Here is a 20,826-nt window from a genome sequence, read left to right on the forward strand (position 1 = left end):
ACAATTCGCGCCCTTATTCTTGTTTCAGTCATTGAGAGGCAACATGACCACTGAAAAAATCAATCTACTCGACTTTGATCGCAAAGGCATGCGTCAGTTTTTCGCGGAAGAACTTGGCGAGAAAGCGTTTCGTGCCGATCAGGTTATGAAGTGGATCTACCATTTCGGTGTAGATGACTTCGAAAAAATGACAAACATCAACAAGAAGCTGCGCGAAAAGCTTTTACACAAGTGTGAAATTAAAGCACCAACTGTAGCAGAAGCTCAGCATTCTTCAGACGGCACGATCAAGTGGGCAATGAAGGTTGGTGATCAGGATGTAGAAACGGTTTACATTCCAGAAGATGATCGCGCAACGCTTTGTGTATCTTCTCAAGTAGGTTGTGCATTGGAATGTAAGTTCTGCTCAACAGCACAGCAGGGCTTTAACCGTAACTTGAAAGTTTCAGAGATCATCGGTCAGGTGTGGCGTGCTGCACGTGAAATTGGTCTTGAGAAAGAAACAGGCCGTCGCCCAATTACGAACGTCGTGATGATGGGCATGGGTGAGCCGCTTCTTAATATGAAGAACTTGATTCCTGCATTGGAGTTAATGCTGGATGACCTTGGCTTTGGTTTGTCGAAGCGTCGCGTAACCGTATCAACATCAGGTGTCGTTTCTGGTCTTGATCAGATGACGGGCAAAATCGACGTTGCGTTAGCGATCTCTCTTCATGCGCCAAACGATAAGCTGCGTAGTGAAATCATGCCAATTAACGATCGTTGGGATATTCAAGATTTCCTAGCATCCGTTCGTCGTTACATTGCTTCATCGAATGCAAACCGTGGCAAGGTAACAGTCGAGTACGTGTTGCTTGATCATGTGAACGATGACATGGACCATGCACGCGAGCTGGCTGAATTGATGAAAGACACACCATGTAAGATTAACTTGATTCCGTTTAACCCGTACCCAGGTTCACCTTACAAGAAACCAAGTAACTCACGTATTGATCGCTTCCAAAAAACATTGATGCAATACGAGCACACAGTTACGGTTCGTAAAACACGTGGTGATGACATTGATGCCGCATGTGGTCAGTTGGTCGGTGATGTAATTGACCGAACTAAACGTACGGCAATGCTGAAAGCGTCACGCGGTGCCGATACCATTGAAGTGAAAGCTGTATAAACGACCGGAATTCAAAAATAGCCAGAGCCATTCGCTCTGGCTATTTTGTTTATTGTTTAGGACATTTTCGCCAAGATTTGGGACTATCACTCTTCAACCTAAGGTTATTTGGGTATAATTTCGAATTCCTTTGTCAAAGTTTGGACAAAAGCTTGAGCTATCTGTTAGTTTGAGTGTAAAGAGTTTTTGTCTTCGTTGCGCATTCGCTTATCATGATATGTAACACTAACGATGACACCGATAATTCTCAGCACTTTCTCACATACGTTTTGCTGATTTTTGCAAAACGGGTATTCGCACTCAGATCGCTGAGAGTTTCTTAAAATTATTATTTTTGGTTAACGCGTTTTGGCTAGCTATCTTTAAAGAGGCTTAAGAACAATAACGAAAATACATGACCACGTTAGCCACTAAAACAGATTAAATACCGCCATTATGACAGAACACGAAAATACGAATGAAGTGCCACTCTCTATTGAAGCTGGCACATTACTGAAAAACAAACGTGAATCCTTGGGAATGAGCCAAAAGCAAGTTGCCGACCGCCTGAGGCTTCGCATTTCTGTGATTGAAGATATTGAAAATAACCGATGTGAATCTCAACAAGTCGCGACATTTACGCGTGGTTACTTACGCTCTTACGCTAAATTCGTAGGTCTTGATGAGAAGGTGGTTTTGACGGCGTTAGAGCAGACTGCTGATGCTCAGCCTCAAGAGCAAGAAATTGAAATGCAAAGCTTCTCTCGTAAAACAAAAGACGAGAAGCACAATAGCCGTATTATGCTCCTTACTTGGGTTATCGGGCTAGTCATTATTGGCATTTCAGCTGCATGGTGGTGGCAAAACCAACAAGAGAATAGCCTAACTAAGGAAGTAACGGATTCAAGTGTTGAAGCGCCGCAGCCCACTGCTCAAGAATTAGCTGATATCGATTTGATGACGGCTGAAGAGTTAATCGCAAGCACTCCTGAAGAAGTTGCTTCAACTAATGAAGGTGTTGCTGAATTGACTGAAGCACCCGTTGAGCAAGGGGCGGATCCTTTGCTGACTGAAACTGAAAATACAACAAGCGTAGATTCTGAAGAACCTGTTGCCGTGATTGAAGCGGCGGAAGAGGAACAGCCTGCGCCAGTAGTACCTGAAGGCATGACACTTCTTACTATGAAGTTTAAAGCGGACTGTTGGATTCAAGTAAAAGACACCAATGGTAAAACGCTGGTAAGTGGTACTCATAAGCCAGGACAAGATGTAGAACTTACCGGAAAAGCGCCATTTAAAGTGATATTAGGCGCACCGGAAGGGGTTACAATGACATTTGCAAGTGAACCTGTCGACCTTTCTGGGTATACTTCAGGCAAAGTAGCTAGATTCACTCTACCGTTATAAAAAATTATGCAACACGAATCTCCAATTATTCGTCGTAAATCGACGCGTATTTATGTGGGTGATGTGCCAATTGGTGATGGTGCGCCAATTGCAGTACAGTCAATGACTAACACTCGCACGACTGACGTAGAAGCGACAGTCGCTCAAATCCGAGCACTAGAAAAAGTCGGCGCAGATATCGTTCGAGTTTCTGTACCTACGATGGACGCAGCAGAAGCTTTCAAACTGATTAAACAGCAAGTTTCTGTACCATTAGTGGCTGATATTCATTTCGACTATCGTATCGCGCTGAAAGTGGCGGAGTACGGAGTTGACTGTTTACGTATCAACCCAGGTAACATCGGCAATGAAGAGCGCATTCGCGCTGTTGTTGATTGCGCTCGCGATAAAAATATCCCGATCCGTATTGGTGTCAATGGTGGATCTTTGGAAAAAGATCTACAGATGAAATACGGTGAGCCTACGCCAGAAGCCTTGGTTGAATCGGCGATGCGTCACGTAGATCATCTCGATCGTCTTAACTTTGACCAATTTAAAGTTAGCGTGAAAGCTTCAGACGTTTTTCTTGCGGTGGATTCATATCGTCTGCTGGCGAAGAAAATCGATCAGCCTCTTCATTTAGGTATCACAGAGGCGGGTGGTGCTCGAGCTGGCGCTGTTAAGTCATCTGTTGGCTTAGGTATGCTGTTATCTGAAGGGATAGGCGATACGCTGCGTATCTCTTTGGCTGCCGATCCAGTTGAAGAAATCAAAGTCGGTTTCGACATCCTTAAATCTCTGCGCATTCGCTCTCGAGGCATCAACTTTATTGCGTGCCCAAGCTGCTCACGCCAAGAATTCGATGTGATTGGTACGGTGAATGCACTGGAGCAACGTTTAGAAGACATCATCACGCCAATGGATGTGTCTATCATCGGTTGTGTGGTAAACGGCCCTGGTGAAGCAGAAGTTTCTCACTTAGGTCTAGCAGGTAGTAACAAGAAGAGCGCATTCTACGAAGATGGTAAACGCCAGAAAGAGCGCTTTGATAACGATGACCTTGTGAATAAGCTAGAAGCTAAGATCCGTGCGAAAGCAGCTATGATGAATGGCGAAAACCGCATCGAAGTTAAAGTACAAGATTAATCTCAACGAGAATTACGGTAAGTATTGTGGCAAAAACAATTCAAGCAATTCGAGGCATGAACGATTGCCTCCCAACTCAGTCGCCACTGTGGCAAAAACTAGAAAACACAGTGAAAAATGTAATTAGCGCATACGGTTATAACGAAGTGCGCATGCCAATCGTTGAAGAAACAAACCTATTCAGCCGCGCTGTTGGTGAAGAAACAGACGTCGTTTCAAAAGAAATGTACACCTTTGATGACCGTAACGGCGACAGCCTAACACTTCGCCCTGAAGGTACGGCGGGTTGTGTACGTTCATGTATTCAAAACAGCCTTATCAACCGTGATGAACAGCGTCTGTGGTACATGGGGCCTATGTTCCGCCATGAACGTCCGCAGAAAGGTCGTTACCGTCAATTCCACCAGTGTGGTGTTGAGGTGTTTGGTCTAAATGGTCCAGATGTTGATGCAGAGCTTATCATGATGACGGCGCGTCTATGGCGTGAGCTAGGTATCAATGAGCATGTCCGTCTTGAGCTGAACTCTATCGGTTCTCAAGAAGACCGCGCAGACTACCGTACTGCACTGGTTGCATTCCTTGAGCAACATATTGATGTGCTAGATGAAGATTGTAAGCGTCGCATGCACACGAACCCACTGCGTGTTCTGGATACGAAGAACCCAGACGTTCAAGCTATTTTAGGTGATGCGCCTCGCCTTTCAGATTACTTGGGTGAAGAATCTAAAGCACACTTCGCAGGTCTATGTGAACTTTTAGACGCCGCAGGTATCAAATACACAGTTAACGAACGTCTAGTTCGTGGTCTGGATTACTACAATCGCACGGTATTTGAGTGGATCACTGAGAGCCTAGGTGCTCAAGGCACTGTATGTGGCGGTGGTCGTTACGATGGCCTTGTAGAGCAATTAGGTGGTAAACCAACACCAGCGGTTGGCTTTGCAATGGGCCTAGAGCGCCTAGTACTGATGCTAGAAACGTTGGAACTGACAGACGTTCGTCGCAGTGTTGACGTGTACGTAGTCACTGCGGGTGAAGGCACCATGATGGCAGGAATGAAGCTAGCAGAACAGCTTCGCGAGTCTGTTCCAGGCGTTCGTGTGATGAATCACTTCGGTGGCGGTAACTTCAAGAAACAGTTTAAACGCGCAGACAAAGTTGGTGCTGTTGTAGCATTGGTTCTGGGCGAAAACGAAGTTGCGGATAATACCGTAGTACTGAAAGACTTAGCTGGTGGTGAGCAAGAGACTTACAACCAAGCAGAAGTTGCAGAAAAGATCGCAGCACTGATTTAAGTCTTTTAGTAATCTAACAAAATTACATCCTAGTTCGTAAGCTAAGGCTCCCAAATGTGGAGCCTTTAAACGAAATAGGAACAATGGCAGCTAAGCTGCCATTTACATGTTTTAAGAGGACAGGAAGTGGAACTTTACGATACTGAAGAGCAACAAGTTGAAGCCATTAAAGACTGGTGGAAGGAAAACGGCAAAGCCGTCATCATCGGTGCGGTTGTTGGTTTAGGTGGTCTATTTGGCTGGCGTTACTACCAGGATTCTGTGATTCAGGCGAGTGAAGCAGCTTCTCAAAGCTACACGACAGCAATGAATGCTTTGCAAGACAAAGGCACTGATGCTCAAGCTGACGTGAAAGCTTTCATTGAGTCAAATGAAGTAAAAGAATATTCAGTATTGGCTGCGCTACAACTTGCTAAAGCACAAGTTGAAGCTCAAGACCTTTCTGCTGCATTGGAGCAACTGAAGTGGGCGCAAAGCAACACTCAAGATGCTGCGTTGTTACCATTGATTAGTTACCGCATTGCGCGTATTGAGACGGAAATGGGTAACTTCGACGCTGCAACGGCAGAGCTAAGTAACGTCACTGATACAGCATGGACAGGTCGTATTGCTGAACTTCGTGGCGATATTGCGATTCGCCAAGGTGACAAAGATGCTGCGTACGCTGCGTATACTGAAGCTCAGCAAGCGGCAGATGCAAGCCCGACACTACAAATGAAATTGGACGATCTGGCGAAATAAGGACCGCATTGGATGAAAAGAGTCTTTAAGAAAGCCTTGCTAGGGGCGTTAACAATGGGAGTACTTGTCGGTTGTGCAGGTGAGAAAGACACCATTGTAATGGCGCCACTACCTCAGGTAGACAGTCAGTTTACAACCAGTAGTGAGTGGAGCACATCGGTTGGCGATGGTGTTGGTCATTACTTTTCAAAGCTATCCCCTGTATTTGCGAATGATACATTGTTCGTGGCAAGTCGTGATGGCTTAGTAAAAGCGCTGGATCCTGAGAATGGTAAACAACGTTGGCAAACGGACCTAGAAGAAGATGTCATTGCTCGTCTCTCTGGTGGTATCACAGCGGCATACGGAAACCTTTACATTGGCTCTGAGAATGGTGAAGTCATCTCTCTTGACCAAGAAACAGGTGAAATTGTTTGGCGTGTAAAAGTTGGTGGTGAGGTACTGGCGAAGCCAGTTGCAGATTCAGGCCTTATTATCATCAATACTAGCCGAGGCATGTTGATTGCCCTTAATGAGAGTACAGGTGAGCAACGCTGGGCATTGAGTACAGAAGTGCCGAACTTAACTTTACGTGGCGACAGTACTCCGACTGCAATTGGTGGCGGTGTATTTTGGGGAACGGCAAATGGCCGACTCGCAGCTGCTATCGTTGAGCGTGGTCAGTTGATTTGGCAACAGCCTGTTGGTACGCCAAAAGGCGCGACAGAAATTGATCGTTTGGTTGACGTTGATTCATCGCCAATTGTGCTAGGCGGTACTCTTTTCACCATTGGATACAATGGCCAACTTATCGCTATTGACTTGCGTTCAGCGAACCCGATTTGGAAGCGTAATTACTCATCTGCGACAGACATTTCTACAGATGGTAGTCGCATCTTTGTGATAACTGAAAAAGATCATGTTGTTGCCGTTGATTCACGAAGCGGGACTGAGTTGTGGAAAAACAGCTTGCTTGAGCACCGACAACTTACAGCGCCAGTTATTGTTGGCAATTATCTCGTTGTCGGTGACACGCTTGGTTACCTTCACTGGATGGATCGTTCAACGGGCGAATTTGTTGCGCAGCAGTTTGTCGATGATAGCGGCTTGGCTGTTGGCCCGACGTTATTGTCGGATGGTTATGTGATTACAACTCGCAACGGCGATGTAAAGAAACTAACCATTAACGAATAATATCGTGATATAATTCACATTCGGCTCCTGGCTGGTGACAGCTAGGAGCCGTTTTGTTGTTTGAATTTATTAACCCTGACGTGGTTATAGGTAAAAAGCTGGTTTGATTTGGCATCGAGCAAGTCGTTACCTATAACTACAGAAGAAAGATTATTGTAGAGGTTGTTATGGTACCTGTTGTAGCTCTAGTAGGGCGTCCGAACGTAGGTAAATCTACACTATTTAACCGATTGACTCGCACTCGTGACGCGTTGGTTGCGGACTTTCCAGGCCTAACGCGAGACCGTAAATATGGCCAGGCGAGACTTGGTGAAGAGCACGAATTCATTGTGATTGATACTGGTGGTATCGATGGCACAGAAGAAGGCGTGGAAACAAAGATGGCAGAACAGTCATTAGCCGCGATTGATGAGGCTGATGTTGTATTGTTCCTTGTTGACGGTCGTGCTGGTCTGACACCTTCAGATGAAGCAATTGCTGCGCATCTGCGTAAAATTGAAAAGCCAGCGATGCTGGTAGTAAACAAAATCGATGGTATTGATGCCGATGCGGCGTGTGCTGATTTTTGGCAGCTCGGAGTGGATGATATGTACCAGATTGCGGCTGCTCATGGCCGTGGTGTGACCGCTTTGCTTGAGCGTGCTTTATCTCCATTCTTTGATGATCTATTAACAAGTGAATCTGAAGAAGGTGAGATTGAAGACCTGACTGGATTCGAAGACGAAGAGCCTCTTGTTGAAGATTACACTGAAGAAGACGCAGAAGCTGAATTCAAGCGCCTTCAAGAGCAGCCGATTAAGTTGGCGATCATCGGTCGTCCGAATGTAGGTAAATCGACACTGACTAACCGTATTCTGGGTGAAGAACGTGTAGTTGTATACGATATGCCAGGTACAACGCGCGATTCTATCTACATCCCGATGGAACGTGATGGACGCGAATACGTACTAATTGACACCGCAGGTGTTCGTCGTCGTGGTCGTATCAATGAAACGGTTGAAAAGTTCTCTGTTGTTAAGACGCTAAAAGCGGTAGAAGATGCAAACGTTGTTCTACTGGTGATTGATGCACGTGAAAATATTTCAGACCAAGACCTAAGCTTGCTTGGTTTTGCACTGAATGCTGGCCGCTCAATTGTCATCGCCGTTAACAAGTGGGATGGTCTAGACAGTGACGTGAAAGAAAGCGTGAAGAAAGAACTGGACCGCCGTCTAGGATTCGTCGACTTCGCGCGTATCCACTTTATCTCTGCGCTGCACGGTACTGGCGTTGGTCACTTGTTTGAATCTATCCAAGAAGCATATAACTCGGCGACAACGCGCGTGGGTACGTCAGTACTGACGCGTATCATGAAGATGGCAGTGGATGATCACCAGCCGCCAATGGTTCGTGGTCGTCGTATCAAACTCAAATACGCACACGCAGGTGGTTACAACCCACCGATCGTTGTTATCCACGGTAACATGGTTCGTGAATTACCAGATTCGTATAAACGTTATCTGATGAACTACTTCCGTAAGTCTCTGGAAATTATGGGAACACCGATTCGCATTAACTTCCACAACAGTGATAACCCATACGAGAACCGTACGAATAAGCTTACGCTATCACAAGAGCGTAAACGTAAGCGTATGATGTCGATGGTGAAAAACCGCAATAAATAATGAAATTCGAATACCCAAGTTTCTACTTGGGTATTTTTTTATCAAAAGTAATCGTAAAAATGACTATCACAGCAACAAAGACTCGTTTTTGTCATCAAACATGGCAATTAGAAGCACAAATACAGCTCGTTCAATATACGGAAGAAGTGACTTACGTTATTACAGATGTCACGCCGTTCCATCCCGTTAGTCACATATGGCCGGACCACCCTGCAGACAAAGGAACGTTGAAGGTGAATGGGGCTGAATATGACGTGATAGATTGCCAAGTGGGCGCAGTAGAGCAGAAAAGTGGTGCGCTGTATGTGGGTAGTGACATCCCTGTAAAGCGTGATGCTGAAGGTTGGGTGTTTGTCGTCGTGCATGTTTTATCACGTACGGAATCATTTGCAATTAATGACTTGGTAACATTAGCGGTAGATAAAGACTATCAAAATGCTTTGAGTCGAGGCCACACAGCAGGACACTTAGCGTATTTGGCGTTGAATAAAGTACTATCGGAAGACTATTGGCGAAAAGACGCAGACCGCAAAGACCCACATGGTTATTATGACTTTAATAGCTATGCGCAAGTTACTAGTTATGTCACTCCAGACAAGTGCCTCGATACGTACCGTTTAGGCAAAACACTCCGTAAAAGAGGATTAAACAGTGCAGATATGCTGAATGACCTCCAGGCGATTGCAGAAAAAGTGAATGGCCAACTGGTTGAATGGCTTCAAAGAGATGCGATGATCACCATGGAATGCCACGGCGATAGATTAACGGATTCTCGCTATTGGAAGTGCGATTTAGGGGAAGGTCAATTAGCGGTAATCCCTTGTGGTGGAACGCATGCGAGCCATTTAAATGAGTTTGCTTTTATCCAAGTTAAACTCGTTGAGCTCGACGCTCAAACTATCGAAATGCACACCAATGTAAACACTGCTTTCTGAATAAGATCTTTTTATTAAATTCTAATTTTTCGTTTAATTAAATTCCTATAAGGTTTTTTATTCTGCCTTAAATTGGAATGCAGAATATGTAACTTATGCTTTCGGTGTGTGGTTATATAAATATTCTTTTAAGGGGTGATCGCTGATCAGGGAGTAAATATCAGACGATCAGTATAAGATCCTACGTATCAAGTATGGTTATCGCCTCGTGAAACTTGTTAGGGCGGTGATGAAGATCAACATACTTGTTCGTTATTTTGAGTAGCATGCGTTACTCGAAATTGCTTAGTTTAGAGAGAGGAACGGGATATGCAGCAGAACATTTGCCCGACTTGCAATGTCGAACTGGAATGGACAGGACAATACCATTGTGAACAGTGTGAATCGGATTTTAAAAAAGTAGGTTTTTGCCCTGATTGTGAGGCGGAGCTGGAGAAGCTGCAAGCATGCGGTGCTGCGAGTTACTTTTGCAATGTGTGTAATGAACTCAAGTCAAAATCACGTGTCCGATTTGAGTTCCAGAAAATCAGTTAACCAGAGTTTGTATTCAGTTAACGGTAGAGCGAACGTCGCCTTCGGCTAATCGAGTAATCAATACATCTCCCGATTTTACATCTGAAGATTGAGTAATTACTTTACCTTGCTCAGTTTGAGTAATTGAGTAACCTCGTTTCAATGTCGCTAGTGGGCTGACGGTGTCCAACTTTTCTGCAGTAATCGCGAGTTGATGGCGCATAGTCAGTAACTTGCGATCCATTGCATCCATGAGCTTTTGCTCAACACGTTCTAGCTTCGACTTCTGCTCGCTAAGGCGTGTTACAGGAGAATTCAATTGCAGCCGATAATGTTGACGCTCGATTCGCTGTTGACGCAAGGCAATAAAACGACTCATCGCTCGCTGTAAGCGCATGTCCAACTCATCTAACTGTTGCGTCTGACGTTGCAAGCGATAGCTTGGGTGCTGTCTCTCTAGACGGTGCACTAATTGAGCAGATTGCTGCTTTTGTTGTGCTAGGTAGTAACGCATCGCGCTCGCTAACTTATGCTGGCGGGTAACTAAAGCTTGATCTTTGTGGCTGTTATCACGGCTTACTAGCTCAGCGGCTGCTGATGGAGTAGGCGCGCGTACGTCGGCGACAAAATCAGCTATTGTCACGTCAACTTCATGTCCAACGGCGCTAATAATAGGAATTTGGCTTGCTGCAATCGTGCGAGCTAATATCTCGTTGTTAAAGCACCATAAGTCTTCTAATGAACCACCACCTCGGCCCACAATTAGCACATCACATTCATCACGGCTGTTAGCGCGACCAATGGCTTGTGCAATTTGAATGGCTGCGTCCTCACCTTGTACCACTGTCGGATAAATCACAACAGGTAGGGAAGGATCACGACGTTTCAATACGTCTAAGATATCGTAAAGCGCGGCACCAGTTTTCGATGTGATGACGCCAACACGTTTAGGGTGCTCAGGCAAAGATTGCTTATTGATTTGCGCGAACAACCCTTCTGCTGCAAGCTTCATTTTCAGCTCTTCAAACTCTTGTTGAAGACGGCCATCACCTTCCGGTTGCATGCTTTCGATGATCAATTGGTAGTCACCGCGAGGCTCATAAAGAGACAGACGAGCTTTTACTAGGACTTGATTACCGTTAGCGGGCTTGAAAGTAACGCGGCGATTGTTACCACGAAACATGGCACATTTAACTTGAGCGCGAGAGTCTTTAAGAGTGAGGTACCAGTGACCAGAGACAGGAGCTGAAAAGTTGGATATCTCTCCGACGAGCCAAACGATCCCCATTTCGTTTTCAAGGAGTAAACGAACTTCTGCGTTGAGACGAGAAACAGTAAAGATGTTTTGATTGGTCTTGGAGAGCACAGCTAATCTCTTAGACGTGAGTATGGAAATTAGCGGCAATATAATACATAGCAAGGGGGTAATTGCAAGAAAAAAATTAAAAAATTTGTGGTCAAGCGATTGCGTTAACCGTATAATCCCTCCGCAATATCTAATCCAAATGTAGCTAGTTGCTAACGCAGGTTACCCTCATTATGCGAAACGATGAGATTGGATTGTTCTTTTTACTCCTCTAATTGTGAGATATTGCAAATGCTAAGAATTGCCAAAGAAGCGCTGACATTCGATGACGTACTACTTGTGCCAGCACACTCCACCGTTCTCCCAAACACAGCTGATCTTCGCACTCAGCTAACTAAGAACATCACCCTAAACATCCCAATGATTTCAGCGTCTATGGACACTGTTACTGAAGCTCGTCTAGCAATTGCGCTAGCGCAAGAGGGTGGCATTGGCTTTATCCACAAGAACATGTCTATTGAGCAGCAGGCAGCCGAAGTTCGTAAAGTTAAGAAGTTCGAAGCTGGTATGGTCACTGACGCGGTTACTGTAAACCCTGACGCGACCATCGCTGATGTTGTTGCACTCACTGAAAAGCATGGTTTTGCAGGTTTCCCTGTTGTCACTGAGAGCAATGAGCTTGTTGGTATTATCACTGGTCGTGACGTTCGTTTTGTGACGGATCTTTCTAAGAAAGTATCTTCAGTAATGACGCCAAAAGAGAAGTTGGCAGCAGTTAAAGAAGGTGCAACACGAGAAGAAGTGCAAGAGAAAATGCACGAAGCTCGCGTAGAGAAAGTATTGGTTGTGAATGATGAGTTCCAACTAACCGGTATGATTACTGCGAAAGACTTCCACAAAGCAGAACGTAAACCAAACGCATGTAAAGATGAGCGTGGTCGCCTACGTGTTGGCGCAGCCGTTGGTGCTGGCGCTGGTAACGAAGAGCGTGTTGCTGCTCTAGTTGAAGCAGGCGTTGACGTTCTACTTATCGACTCTTCACACGGACATTCTGAAGGTGTTCTAAACCGCATTCGCGAAACACGTGCAGCTTACCCAGATCTAGACATCATCGGTGGTAACATAGCAACAGGTGCTGGTGCTAAAGCACTAATCGAAGCTGGCGTAAGCGCAGTGAAAGTTGGTATCGGCCCTGGTTCTATCTGTACAACTCGTATTGTAACGGGTGTGGGAGTTCCACAAATCACTGCAATCGCAGATGCGGCAGAAGTGGCTAATGATTATGGTATTCCGGTTATTGCTGATGGTGGTATCCGTTTCTCAGGTGATATCTGTAAAGCAATCGTAGCTGGCGCATCATGTGTGATGGTTGGTTCTATGTTTGCTGGTACTGAAGAAGCGCCGGGTGAAGTGATTCTATACAATGGCCGTTCTTACAAGTCTTACCGCGGCATGGGTTCTCTTGGTGCTATGTCTCAAGGTTCTTCTGACCGTTACTTCCAGTCTGACAACGCAGCGGACAAGCTAGTACCAGAAGGCATTGAAGGTCGTATCGCATACAAAGGCCGTCTAAAAGAGATCGTACACCAACAAATGGGTGGTCTACGTTCAAGCATGGGTCTAACTGGTTCTGCAACTATCGAAGATATGCGTACGAAAGCTGAATTTGTACGTATCTCTGGTGCAGGTATGCAAGAGTCTCATGTACACGATGTTCAAATTACTAAGGAAGCGCCGAACTACCGTCTAGGGAACTAATTACCCAACGGAAACGTTTGCTTTTTCCTTGAAGCATTAAGAAGAGGCGAGTACACTCGCCTCGGTTTTAATCACTTAGCCTTAAAAAGACTGCTCAAAATGACTAAAAATATCCATGACCAACGTATTCTGATCTTGGACTTCGGTTCTCAGTACACTCAATTAGTAGCACGCCGCGTACGTGAAATCGGCGTTTACTGTGAACTATGGAGCTGGGATGTAGAAGAAGCGGATATTCGCGAATTCAACCCAGATGGCATTATCCTATCTGGCGGTCCAGAAAGCGTAACGGAAGAGAACTCTCCACGCGCGCCTCAATATGTGTTTGATTCTGGTGTTCCTTTGCTTGGCGTATGTTACGGCATGCAAACCATGGCGGAACAGCTAGGAGGCAAAGTAGCGGGTTCTAACGAACGTGAGTTTGGCTACGCTCAGGTTAAAGTTTCTGGTGAATGTGCTCTATTTAAAGACCTTGAAGCAACTCAAGACGTTTGGATGAGCCATGGCGACAAAGTAGTAGAGATCCCAGCCGATTTCGTAAAAGTTGGTGAGACAGACACTTGTCCTTACGCTGCGATGGCGAATGAAGAGAAGAAATACTACGGTGTTCAGTTCCACCCAGAAGTGACACACACAAAAGGTGGCCTACAAATGCTTGAGAACTTTGTTCTTGGCGTATGTGGCTGTGAGCGTTTATGGACATCGGAATCTATCATCGAAGATGCGGTTGCTCGTATTAAAGAGCAAGTGGGTGACGACGAAGTTATCCTAGGTCTATCTGGTGGTGTTGATTCATCGGTAGTTGCGATGCTGGTTCACCGCGCAATCGGCGACAAGCTAACGTGTGTATTTGTTGATAACGGTCTACTTCGTCTAAACGAAGGTCAACAAGTTATGGATATGTTCGGCGACCAATTTGGTTTGAACATTATCAAAGTTGACGCTGAAGAACGCTTCCTCAAAGCACTTGAAGGCAAGTCTGACCCAGAAGAGAAGCGTAAGACTATCGGTCACGTATTCGTAGATGTATTCGATGAAGAGTCTAAGAAGCTGAAAAACGCGAAATGGCTAGCTCAAGGTACGATTTACCCTGATGTAATCGAGTCAGCTGCATCTAAGACTGGTAAAGCGCACGTGATCAAATCGCACCACAACGTGGGCGGTCTTCCAGATGACATGGAAATGGGTCTTGTTGAGCCACTACGTGAGCTGTTCAAAGATGAAGTACGTAAGATTGGTCTAGAGCTAGGCCTGCCTTATAACATGCTTTACCGCCACCCATTCCCAGGTCCAGGTCTAGGTGTTCGTGTTCTTGGTGAAATCAAGAAAGAATACTGTGACTTGCTACGTCGTGCTGATGCTATCTTTATTGAAGAGCTTCACGCTGCAGACCTATATGACAAAGTATCTCAAGCGTTCACGGTATTCCTACCAGTTCGTTCTGTTGGTGTAATGGGCGATGGCCGTAAGTACGATTGGGTTGTGTCTCTACGTGCGGTAGAAACTATCGACTTCATGACTGCTCATTGGGCACACCTACCATACGACTTCCTAGGTAAGGTTTCTAACCGTATTATCAACGAAGTTGATGGCATTTCTCGTGTTGTTTACGACATTTCTGGTAAGCCACCTGCGACAATCGAGTGGGAATAATTTTCCTCTAGACAGTTGAGTTTATAAGAACCAGCCTTCGGGCTGGTTTTTTTGTACTTCAAGTTTGTGAAGAGGTGGCTCAACTTTTTTGTGAGAGATATATACATGCGGTTAAATTAAATATATATTCATTTTAATTGTTTAATTATCATAAATGGTATTGCTATGGAACAGGCTGACGTTACCTCTCTCATTCCCATCCTTATTACTCTTTTCCTCGCGCTGACCACAAGAAATGTCGTTGTTGGTTTATTCGCGGGTGTGGTGAGTGGTGTCGCTATGCTCGAAGGGACATTTGTCGAAAAAGGGCCACTAGACTCGTTTAGTGCACTGATGAAAAGCTATCTACTGCCGCAATTAACTGACAGCTACAATGCGGGTGTCATTTTGCTCTTGGTCTTTATTGGTGGCTTTGTTGCCTTGATGGAGAAATCTGGCGGTGGTGTGGTTATTTTCTTCTCAGACCTTGGTACACCACTGATTGTTGGCCCTGTTTTTCGCCCTTTATTTGATAAGTTAAAAGTATCACGCCAAAAATTAGCTTTTATTATCGACTCTACTTCCTCTCCCGTCGCAATCTTGATCCCTTTTATCGGATGGGGCGTTTACATCATGGGATTGATTCAAAAAGAGTTTACTGCCCTGAATGTCAGTATGAGTGATTGGGATGCTTTCATTGGTGCGATCCCGTATCAGTTTTACGCCTTTCTTGCGATCGCGATTGTGCCGATTGTCTCTTTCTTCAAATTAGATTTCGGACCGATGGCGAAGGCTGAACAACTAGCAGAGCAGGGCTCCGACTTTGGGAAAGTGCAGGAGTCCATGAATGTGTTTACGCATAAAAATGCAAAATCTAGTTTTGTATGGGCACCTTTGCTCGTTATGCTGGTGGTTCTATGTACCATCCTCGTGCCACACGGTTTTCCATTTCAAAAAGTGGCAGGATCAACGTTTAGGGCTGCACTTTCTTCTGCATATTTCTTCGCGGCCTTCACTTTAATTGCGCTGATGGCGTTTTATGGCGTAAGAAAGCTTTCGGATGGTATTCAGGTTTATCTGAAAGGGATGTCAAACATGATGTCAGTGGCGGTGATTCTGGTATTGGCTTGGGCGCTTAGCTCGGTTGGGAAAGAATTAGGTGCAGCTGCATACATTGCTGAACAAGCTCAAGCCGGTTTCCCTTACTGGTTATTGCCAGCGGTTGCGTTTTTACTGGCCGGTATTATCTCGTTCGCTACGGGATCATCTTGGGGGACGTTTGCCATCATGATGCCATTAGTGATCCCAACTGCCGTCGCGATTGATGCACCACTGTTGGTTTGTATTGGTGCGGTATTATCTGGTGGCTTGTTTGGCGATCACTGTTCTCCCATCTCTGAAACTACGATTTTGTCGTCGACAGGAGCGGGGTGTGAACAGTATGAGCACTTCCGTACACAATTACCTTACGCATTACTCAATGGAATGATCGCATTGGGGTGTTTTCTTTTAGCTGGAATCAACGCCTCACCAGTGATTGTGCTTGCCGCAATTATTTCTCAGTGTGTGGTTTATTTTGTGCTGTCTAAACAAAAGTCAACCGCGAAGCTAGAGGTGGTTTCGGCAGAACAATAAAGAGAGAAACATCACAAAGCGGAGGCTCACAGGGTCTCCGCTTTTCTTTTGAGTCAAGGTAACATTTTTCTTGTGACAAAATGTGTGTGAGGACCTATTTATTCATTTTGTCTCGCAGAATCAACGTACTTGGCTCGGTGTTTCGTATATATGATCCACTATATGTCTAGTTATTCCTCGTATATTGTATTGTTGAAATCCGGAGACTAGACATGTTTGCACTCAAACATCTTCCTCTTGCATTGAGTTGTGTCTTAGCAGCACAAGTGAATGCGAGTATGAATATTCAGCCCGATCCGCAAAATCCGAATGGTTATGTTATTGCTCGTGGTGACGTTCAAGCCGTAGAGCAAAGCAAAACTTCTGATCCTATGTATGCCATTTGGTCACAAGCATTAGAGACACGCCCGAACTCAGTGGTTGAAGCGATTGTTCCAGGGGCGACAACCAACCCAGAAAACGTGAAGCGTGTAGAGCGTGTATTCCCCGAAAGTGAGTGGGACTTCCTGACTCAAATGGCGGCACCTGAATACACTTACACGCGTTTCCTACGTGCAATTGGTAAGTTCCCTGCATTCTGTGGTGAGTACACAGACGGTCGTGATTCGGATGCAATTTGTAAAAAATCGATCGTGACAGCGTTTGCTCACTTTGCACAAGAAACCGGTGGCCATATTTCGATTGATAACGTATCGGATAATCCGCTAGGGTTGGAAGAGTGGCAGCAAGCTTTGGTTCATGTGCGAGAAATGGGATGGTCTGAAGGGCAAGAAGGTTACACAACAGGTTGTGGTCAAAATGACTGGCAAAACAAACGCTGGCCATGTGAACCTGGACAAGGTTACTTTGGACGTGGTGCAAAACAGCTTTCTTACCATTTTAACTATGGCGCGTTCTCTGAAGTGATGTTTGATGGCGATGCATCTGTATTGCTGAAAAATCCAGGCTTGGTTGCGGATTCGTGGCTGAACTTAGCATCGGCTATCTGGTTCTTCCTAACCCCACAAGCACCGAAACCTGCAATGCTACATGTGATTGACCGTACTTGGGGGCCTTCACAGCGTGAGCTTGATGCTGGCATTGGTTACGGCTTTGGTACCACCATCAACGTGATCAATGGTGGTATTGAGTGTGGGGAGCAAAACAAAGATAAAGGTCAACCTGTTAACCGTATTCGTTATTGGGAAGGTCTTGCCGCCCATTATCAAATTCCAATTGAAGCCGATGAGACCAATACCTGTTGGCAGCAGACGCCTTACGGCAGTCTGAACCTAAATGGTGCGACAGACGTGCTTTACACCAACTGGGATGGTAACTGGAAATACTACTCAGATCGTCCTGGAGGTCACTCATTTGAATGTGAGCTTGTTGGTTTCCAAACGGCTTACTCTGCGCTAGTTGCGGGTGATTATGAGAAATGTGTAACTAACTTCTACCAATCTCATGCGGGTTGGCCAGAAGTTCGTGTAGTTGACAAGTTAGATCCAGTGGATCCGGTCGATCCGCCTGTAGGTGGTGTGGCAGCGTGGGATTCTGGCAAAGTATATAACACGGGGAAACAAGTCTCTTACCAAGGTGCTGTTTACGAAGCGAAATGGTGGTCACAAGGTAATGAGCCAACGAAAGGAGACCCGTGGAAGCTGGTTTCAGGCACTCCTACGGAGCCGCCTACAACGGAACCTGAACCACCGGTGACTGAGCCAGAGCCGCCCGTCACAGAACCTGAGCCGCCAGTAACCGAGCCAGAACCACCAGTGACAGGCAATTTTATTCAGTGGGAGCCGGGTGTAACGCAAGTCGCTAACGGCGATAAAGTGACGTACCAAAACAAATGTTTTGTTGCGAAAAATGGCCCAGGAGTGTGGGAAAGCCCAACGCAAAGCAACTGGTTCTGGGACGAGATTTCTTGTCAGTGATCGAGTAAAAAACAACCTAACCATCTATAAAGACTCTGCTTTTTTGCAGGGTCTTTTTTTATATATGTAGTGGTTTATTTATGGAATCTAAGTTTTCAATAACAGCTTTTCTCTTTTGTTCTGGAGCCCATTAAAATTCGCGCGCATTTTTTATCAACATTTTTGAAAAAAGGTATTTGTACATGTCGACAAAACTGGCTAACCCAGCACCGCTAGGTCTAATGGGTTTCGGTATGACCACTATTCTGCTCAATATTCATAATGCAGGATTTTTCCCAATTGACTCTATGATTCTAGCGATGGGCATCTTTTACGGTGGCCTTAGCCAAGTAATCGTTGGCATCATGTGTTTTAAACGCGGTGATACGTTCGGCACAACTGCGTTTACTTCTTACGGTCTATTTTGGCTAACATTGGTTGGTCTAATCGTAATGCCTCACATGGGTCTTCCTGCAAGCCCTGCAAGCTTTATGGGTTGGTACCTAGCGCTTTGGGGCATCTTCACTGGTTTCATGTTCATTGGTTCTCTATGTTACCCAACAGCGAAGCAAGTGGTATTTGGTTCTCTAACTATCCTGTTCTTCTTGCTTGCTGCTCGTGATTTCACTGGTAGCGAAGTGATCGGTGCTATCGCTGGCTTCGAGGGTATCTTCTGTGGCGCAAGTGCAATTTACTTTGCAATGGCGCAAGTACTGAACAACGAATTTGGTCGTGAAGTATTACCTGTCGGTAAAGCAAAAATCGCTCGTAAAGTTGAAGCGGTTATCGCCTAAGCTGTTACTCATAATGAAGAAAGGGGGATTAACCATTGGTTAATCCCCCTTTTTTATGTCCTCAATCGGACCACTGCTTTTTCTTATTTATGTGATAACGCTATGTTGATGGTTGCTCAACAGTTTCTGCGCTATTGCTGTCTGCCGTTGGTGCTTTACCCGTTTTACGTCGGTACTTATCTTCCCAGTAATCTGCGCCTTTAATGCCCAGTGCAACAGGGTTAAATGTAAAATCGGTCACACCACGTTTTTGTTGCTCTTCGTAGTCGTTCAATGCTTTGAGTGCAGGCTTCGACATAAAGAAGATGATCAAAATACCGATGATGTTTAGCCACGCCATCAGTCCTACGCCTACATCACCCATCGCCCATGCTAAGTTGGCGGTTTTCACGGTTCCGTAGAACACGGATGAAATAATGATGACTTTCAGAATAAACATCAGTCCATTTACTTTGAACGTACGACGAATGTAAGCAATGTTCGTTTCTGCAATGTAGTAGTAAGCCAGAATGGTCGTAAACGCGAAGAAGAATAGAGCGATTGCGATGAATGGCTTACCCACGCCAGGTAGTGCGCTTTCGATCGCCATCTGTGTAAACACAGGGCCATTTGCACCAATATCCGCTGGTAGGTTTTGAACCAGGAATGTACCCTCAATCGCACCATTTACGTTGTACGCGCCAGTGATAAGAATCATGAACGCGGTTGCTGAACACACAAGTAATGTATCGATGTAAATAGAGAAAGATTGAACAAGACCTTGCTGAGCTGGGTGATCAACACTCGCTGCTGCTGCTGCGTGAGGACCAGTACCTTGACCTGCTTCGTTGGAGTAGACACCACGTTTTACACCCCAGCCGATTGCTGCACCAACGCCTGCCATTGGTGTGAACGCGTCACCAATGATCATGCCGAAAATGCGTGGAACCTCACCAATGTTTAGAAGGATGATGACAAACGCAGTAATGATGTAAGCTAACGCCATAAATGGCACAACGACTTGGGTAAAGTTCGCGATACGCTTTACGCCACCAAAAATGATGAAAGCCAAAATGACACAAACAACCGTACCAGTGAAAATTTTAGCAAAACTGAAGGTACCAATAGCGGTTTCAATCATGTCACCTGAGCCAAATGCGGCTTCTACTGCGTTACCGATACTGTTCGATTGAACGCCAGGAAGTAGAACACCACAAGCAAAGATGGTCGCGATAGCAAAGATCCAAGCGTACCATTTTTGTCCCATTGCTTTCTCAATATAGTAAGCAGGGCCACCACGGAACTCGCCTTCGTCTTCTTCTTTATAAATTTGTGCAAGTGTTGATTCTGCGTATGCGGTTGCAGCGCCAAAGAAGGCTACGACCCACATCCAGAATACGGCGCCTGGGCCACCGAAACCGATAGCAGCAGCAACACCAGCAATGTTACCTGTACCTACACGGCCAGACAGTGAAACGGCAAGTGCCTGAAATGATGATATCCCTTTTGTTGAACTCTTCCCTGAAAGTAATAAGCGCCACATCTCAAAGAAGTGACGAATTTGTACAAAACGCGTCATGATTGAATAGAACAAACCTGCGCCAAGGCACAAATAGATCAGTACCGGGCTCCAAATAATTCCATTCAGAAAATCAACTAATGACTGCATGAGTATTTTCCCTGTTAGTTGTGTTTGTGGTTGTTTTTCACACAATACATTACCCTTTATGTAATGCAATTGTTAACTTTTTTAGCTACAAATCCTTTGTAGCGTGATGATGAACACAGAATGGAGAGCAGTTGTTAAAATTTGGTTCTTATTGC

16 protein-coding genes are annotated in these 20,826 nt (G+C 45.3%); 14 read left to right on the plus strand and 2 right to left on the minus strand.

Annotated features, from left to right (window positions below; all coding sequences use genetic code 11):
- Positions 1-43 precede the first annotated feature (43 nt).
- From R7044_RS17570 to R7044_RS17610, 9 genes are all read left to right on the plus strand, one after another.
- Positions 44-1,171 carry a bifunctional tRNA (adenosine(37)-C2)-methyltransferase TrmG/ribosomal RNA large subunit methyltransferase RlmN gene (locus R7044_RS17570; protein WP_017633913.1) on the plus strand — a complete coding sequence of 376 codons (1,128 nt, stop codon included), beginning with the start codon at positions 44-46 and terminating at the stop codon, positions 1,169-1,171.
- A gap of 435 nt (positions 1,172-1,606) precedes the next feature.
- Positions 1,607-2,557: a cytoskeleton protein RodZ gene (gene rodZ / locus R7044_RS17575; protein WP_225455715.1), complete on the plus strand. Its 951-nt coding sequence runs from the start codon at positions 1,607-1,609 to the stop codon at positions 2,555-2,557.
- 6 nt (positions 2,558-2,563) lie between these two features.
- Positions 2,564-3,682: a flavodoxin-dependent (E)-4-hydroxy-3-methylbut-2-enyl-diphosphate synthase gene (gene ispG, locus R7044_RS17580; protein ID WP_005381699.1), complete on the plus strand. Its 1,119-nt coding sequence runs from the start codon at positions 2,564-2,566 to the stop codon at positions 3,680-3,682.
- A gap of 26 nt (positions 3,683-3,708) precedes the next feature.
- Positions 3,709-4,977 (plus strand): histidine--tRNA ligase, encoded by a 1,269-nt coding sequence (hisS, locus tag R7044_RS17585; protein WP_005381698.1) that lies wholly within the window; start codon positions 3,709-3,711, stop codon positions 4,975-4,977.
- Between the two features lie 126 nt (positions 4,978-5,103).
- Complete coding sequence (locus tag R7044_RS17590; protein ID WP_005381697.1) at positions 5,104-5,718, plus strand: YfgM family protein; 615 nt, start codon at positions 5,104-5,106, stop codon at positions 5,716-5,718.
- A 12-nt stretch (positions 5,719-5,730) separates the two neighbouring features.
- Complete coding sequence (gene bamB / locus R7044_RS17595) at positions 5,731-6,891, plus strand: outer membrane protein assembly factor BamB (RefSeq protein WP_130545194.1); 1,161 nt, start codon at positions 5,731-5,733, stop codon at positions 6,889-6,891.
- Between the two features lie 167 nt (positions 6,892-7,058).
- Positions 7,059-8,555 carry a ribosome biogenesis GTPase Der gene (gene der, locus R7044_RS17600; protein ID WP_017820569.1) on the plus strand — a complete coding sequence of 499 codons (1,497 nt, stop codon included), beginning with the start codon at positions 7,059-7,061 and terminating at the stop codon, positions 8,553-8,555.
- A 59-nt stretch (positions 8,556-8,614) separates the two neighbouring features.
- The gene (locus tag R7044_RS17605) at positions 8,615-9,490 is read left to right on the plus strand and encodes an alanyl-tRNA editing protein (protein WP_130545196.1); all 876 of its coding nucleotides are present in this window, start codon (positions 8,615-8,617) and stop codon (positions 9,488-9,490) included.
- A gap of 309 nt (positions 9,491-9,799) precedes the next feature.
- Positions 9,800-10,024, plus strand: a complete 225-nt coding sequence (locus R7044_RS17610; RefSeq protein WP_031780210.1) for a zinc ribbon domain-containing protein — start codon at positions 9,800-9,802, stop codon at positions 10,022-10,024.
- A gap of 13 nt (positions 10,025-10,037) precedes the next feature.
- Here R7044_RS17610 and xseA read toward each other — a convergent pair whose 3' ends face one another.
- The gene (gene xseA, locus R7044_RS17615; RefSeq protein ID WP_225455716.1) at positions 10,038-11,369 is read right to left on the minus strand and encodes an exodeoxyribonuclease VII large subunit; all 1,332 of its coding nucleotides are present in this window, start codon (positions 11,367-11,369) and stop codon (positions 10,038-10,040) included.
- Between the two features lie 231 nt (positions 11,370-11,600).
- Between xseA and guaB the strand changes: the two genes are divergently transcribed.
- The 5 genes from guaB to R7044_RS17640 all read left to right on the plus strand — a co-directional run bounded on the left by guaB (position 11,601) and on the right by R7044_RS17640 (position 19,023).
- A complete protein-coding gene (guaB, locus tag R7044_RS17620) occupies positions 11,601-13,067 on the plus strand; it encodes an IMP dehydrogenase (protein ID WP_225455717.1) in 1,467 nt (488 codons plus the stop codon).
- Between the two features lie 99 nt (positions 13,068-13,166).
- Positions 13,167-14,720: a glutamine-hydrolyzing GMP synthase gene (gene guaA / locus R7044_RS17625; RefSeq protein ID WP_005383721.1), complete on the plus strand. Its 1,554-nt coding sequence runs from the start codon at positions 13,167-13,169 to the stop codon at positions 14,718-14,720.
- A gap of 165 nt (positions 14,721-14,885) precedes the next feature.
- Positions 14,886-16,334, plus strand: a complete 1,449-nt coding sequence (locus tag R7044_RS17630; protein WP_225455718.1) for a Na+/H+ antiporter NhaC family protein — start codon at positions 14,886-14,888, stop codon at positions 16,332-16,334.
- Positions 16,335-16,546: 212 nt separating this feature from the next.
- Positions 16,547-18,250, plus strand: coding sequence for a chitinase (locus R7044_RS17635; RefSeq protein WP_225455719.1), 1,704 nt, complete (start codon positions 16,547-16,549; stop codon positions 18,248-18,250).
- Positions 18,251-18,432: 182 nt separating this feature from the next.
- Complete coding sequence (locus R7044_RS17640; protein WP_005381682.1) at positions 18,433-19,023, plus strand: acetate uptake transporter; 591 nt, start codon at positions 18,433-18,435, stop codon at positions 19,021-19,023.
- Positions 19,024-19,123: 100 nt separating this feature from the next.
- On the opposite strand, the gene R7044_RS17645 is transcribed toward R7044_RS17640, so the two are convergent.
- Positions 19,124-20,671: an alanine/glycine:cation symporter family protein gene (locus R7044_RS17645; RefSeq protein ID WP_005381681.1), complete on the minus strand. Its 1,548-nt coding sequence runs from the start codon at positions 20,669-20,671 to the stop codon at positions 19,124-19,126.
- Between the last annotated feature and the right edge of the window lie 155 nt (positions 20,672-20,826).

Source organism: Vibrio sp. 1402, assembly GCF_033340275.1.